The following is a 2,755-nucleotide window of genomic DNA, read 5'->3' as shown; positions in this document are numbered from 1 at the left end:
CTCCCAAATCACTTCGTCTTAGGTATAAATGGAATGCAGTGCTAATATACAGTCTATAGCTAAGAGTCTTTCAAATGATCCTTATCTTCGCGCCAAACAACCGAAACAGATTATGATTCAGAGGATTCAATCAATCTTCCTTCTGCTGGCAGGAGGCGCCTCACTAGGGCTCTTCGGGCTACCCATAGCCACACCACCTCAGGCTATTGACAACTCTATGATTTTTGGTGATGCGCTCTATAATGTAAATGACCAGGTAGGCCTTTCCGTACTTTTTGGATTGGCAGGAGCCCTTTCGATTATCGCCATTTTTCTCTTTCGCAACAGAGGGCTGCAGTCTAAAGTCAGCTTGTCAGCATTGATCTTAAATATCGGGGGGCTCGTATTTGCGATTTACTATCTTGCTGAGAACCTAACCGAAGCCGGAAAAGCCGTAGTTGAGTTTGCATTTGGAGGAGCCTTTCCTATTCTTGCAGTATTCTTTTGTTTTCTGGCTTACCGTTTCATTAAGAAAGACGACAAGCTGGTTCGCTCTATGGACCGCCTTCGTTAATCCCCTCTCTAACCTGGCAGGGAAATAAGGAGTCTAAAAAGTCTCCCTGTAAAACGAAAAGCGCCTTCTACAAAGATATAATCCTGTAGAAGGCGCTTTTTTATGAGGAAGCGATAGGTATTTTACTACTCTGTCGCGTTCGGGTCCTTCTTAGCGGAGTAGTTCACTTTCAGCTGACCGGATTTCCGAAGCTGAGTCTTTACATCTGAAACAATACCCATGGTTACCTCACCATCTACACGAAGTGAAGAAGTGATTTGACCGTGACGTGCTTCCGGCACCTTAATCTTGTGCTTTTCCAGAAACAGTGGAATGTCAGAAATATTAGCAAACTTATCGCCTAGCTGAAGACGTGGTTTTGTACCATAAATATTGGTAAACTTCTGCGTTGGACGACCGATATACAGGTAATTAACCAATGATTTTTCCTCCAGCTTCGTCAATTCGGTAGCGTAAGGAGTGGATACCTTTACCATCAGTTCTGCATCTCTCAATACGGTTACAACCATAAAGAAGAACAGAAGCATGAAGATGATATCTGGAAGGGAAGCCGTAGAGACCTCCGGTTTCGATTTTCCTCTCTTTTTAGAAAACTTAGCCATAGTTAATCAATTTTAACTGCCCGAGGGCAAAAGGTGAAAGAAATAGGGCGGTAGTTTTTCGACTAAGGGGACAAGTCATAAACCTATCCCCATACCGTCTACTCCTCACCGAAGGCTGTTGGTTCAGCTTCCGAGAGTACAAAAGGTATTTCTTCCCGTATCGCTTTCTTATAAGCAAATGGCATATCATCATTATATGGAATGCCATACTTTTGCTGGCTTAGTTCGTCCCACAACTCAGAATAAGCTGCTTTCAACTCATTATAAACAGTCAGGTAAGCATCATAAGATGTACCACGGTCGTTTTTAAGTGAGATAATCGCTTTCGTTGGCTTCTCAGCCAAGTTTTCAAGCTTATTAGGGTTGTTGATGAATTCTTTAGCACGCTCGCGTAATTCATCGACCCGTGCGGGTTCACCACGAACCAAAAGCTGATCCTGCGCATTAACCAGAACCGAGAAAACGTTACGTTTCTTCAGTTTGGTAATATCAGGCTCCTCTTCTGACCAAGGCGGTAGTTTTACCGTAATACCCTTGTCCTCTACGATTGTCGTCGTTACGAGGAAGAAGATCAGGAGCAGGAAGGCAATATCGGCCATTGAGCCTGCATTGATCTCATTGCTCATCCGATCTCTGGTGCTCGTTTTTGCCATATGCCTTATTATTTGAACAAATTAGTAATCTCAGATACCACGAAGGCTGCTGCTGCCACTACTACAAGAATGATAGTAGTGGAGATACCACCGCTGATGAACTTAAGGTTCCCCTCGGTGAATACTGCACCACCCTGCTCGAACTTGTCGATGGCACCCTGAATATATGGAGTTACTTCTGTGTCAGTCATAGAATAGGAGACGAAGAAGATAACCAGCAGTGCAGCGAAGCCCAAAATCCCTTTCATGGAACTTTTGAAGCTCGTTACTACCTGATACAGACCAAACACAAGCATGGCGATAGCTGCAACGATTGTCAGTGCAATTGCACCGTACAAGCCGAAGTCAAAAATGCCTGTTTCGATCTGCTTCTCTTCCGCCATCGCTGTGAATTCTCCCATGTTAGAGACCACAGAGATTAAGAAGATCACGGTTATCAGAACTCCTAAACCGAAGGCCAGTGTCTGACCATTTTTGGTTAGAAATTTATACATAGTTGATGATTTCTCTTACTGCTTGAAAATGTTGTTTGACGCCATGATGTCTACCAATGCGATAGATGCATCTTCCATTTTGTTAACGATACCGTCAATCTTAGAAACGATATAGTTGTAGAAGATTTGCAGAATAATCGCAGTGATCAGACCGAATACAGTCGTCAAAAGTGCAACCTTAATACCACCTGCAACAACAGAAGGAGAAAGGTCACCAACCGCTTCGATACGGTCGAATGCCTGAATCATACCAATTACCGTACCCATGAAACCAAGCATCGGTGCAATTGCGATGAAAAGAGAAATCCAAACAAGACCACGCTCCAGCAAGCCCATCTGAACGCTACCGTAAGATACGATTGCTTTTTCTACAGCTTCAGCGCCGTCGTCAGCATTCTTAAGTCCTTCATAAAGGATACTTGCTGTTGGGCCCTGAGTTGACTTACATACTTC

General features: G+C 43.8%; 5 protein-coding genes. 1 reads left to right on the top strand and 4 read right to left on the bottom strand.

The genetic code is table 11. The features are described from left to right. The first annotated feature begins 112 nt into the window (after positions 1-112). Positions 113-553, top strand: a complete 441-nt coding sequence (locus HRT75_RS14475; protein ID WP_291188248.1) for a DUF4293 domain-containing protein — start codon at positions 113-115, stop codon at positions 551-553. A 125-nt stretch (positions 554-678) separates the two neighbouring features. Here the strand turns inward: HRT75_RS14475 and HRT75_RS14470 are convergent, their stop codons facing one another. The 4 genes from HRT75_RS14470 to HRT75_RS14455 form a co-directional block, all read right to left on the bottom strand. After that, positions 679-1,155: a biopolymer transporter ExbD gene (locus HRT75_RS14470; protein ID WP_291188245.1), complete on the bottom strand. Its 477-nt coding sequence runs from the start codon at positions 1,153-1,155 to the stop codon at positions 679-681. A 98-nt stretch (positions 1,156-1,253) separates the two neighbouring features. Next, complete coding sequence (locus tag HRT75_RS14465; RefSeq protein WP_291188242.1) at positions 1,254-1,808, bottom strand: biopolymer transporter ExbD; 555 nt, start codon at positions 1,806-1,808, stop codon at positions 1,254-1,256. A gap of 8 nt (positions 1,809-1,816) precedes the next feature. Continuing rightward, positions 1,817-2,302, bottom strand: a complete 486-nt coding sequence (locus HRT75_RS14460) for a hypothetical protein (RefSeq protein WP_291188239.1) — start codon at positions 2,300-2,302, stop codon at positions 1,817-1,819. A gap of 15 nt (positions 2,303-2,317) precedes the next feature. After that, the coding region (locus tag HRT75_RS14455) for a MotA/TolQ/ExbB proton channel family protein (protein WP_291188233.1) at positions 2,318-2,755 on the bottom strand (438 nt) is incomplete at its 5' end.

This window comes from Gilvibacter sp., assembly GCF_013214815.1.
Taxonomy (GTDB): domain Bacteria; phylum Bacteroidota; class Bacteroidia; order Flavobacteriales; family Flavobacteriaceae; genus Gilvibacter.
This window is presented reverse-complemented; position numbering and strand designations above follow the sequence as displayed.

Bases quoted from the DNA above. Each gene is read 5' to 3' on its own strand.
- HRT75_RS14460 (WP_291188239.1), bottom strand. From the start codon at position 2,302: ATGTATAAATTTCTAACCAAAAATGGTCAGACACTGGCCTTCGGTTTA.
- HRT75_RS14475 (WP_291188248.1), top strand. From the start codon at position 113: ATGATTCAGAGGATTCAATCAATCTTCCTTCTGCTGGCAGGAGGCGCC.
- HRT75_RS14465 (WP_291188242.1), bottom strand. From the start codon at position 1,808: ATGGCAAAAACGAGCACCAGAGATCGGATGAGCAATGAGATCAATGCA.
- HRT75_RS14470 (WP_291188245.1), bottom strand. From the start codon at position 1,155: ATGGCTAAGTTTTCTAAAAAGAGAGGAAAATCGAAACCGGAGGTCTCT.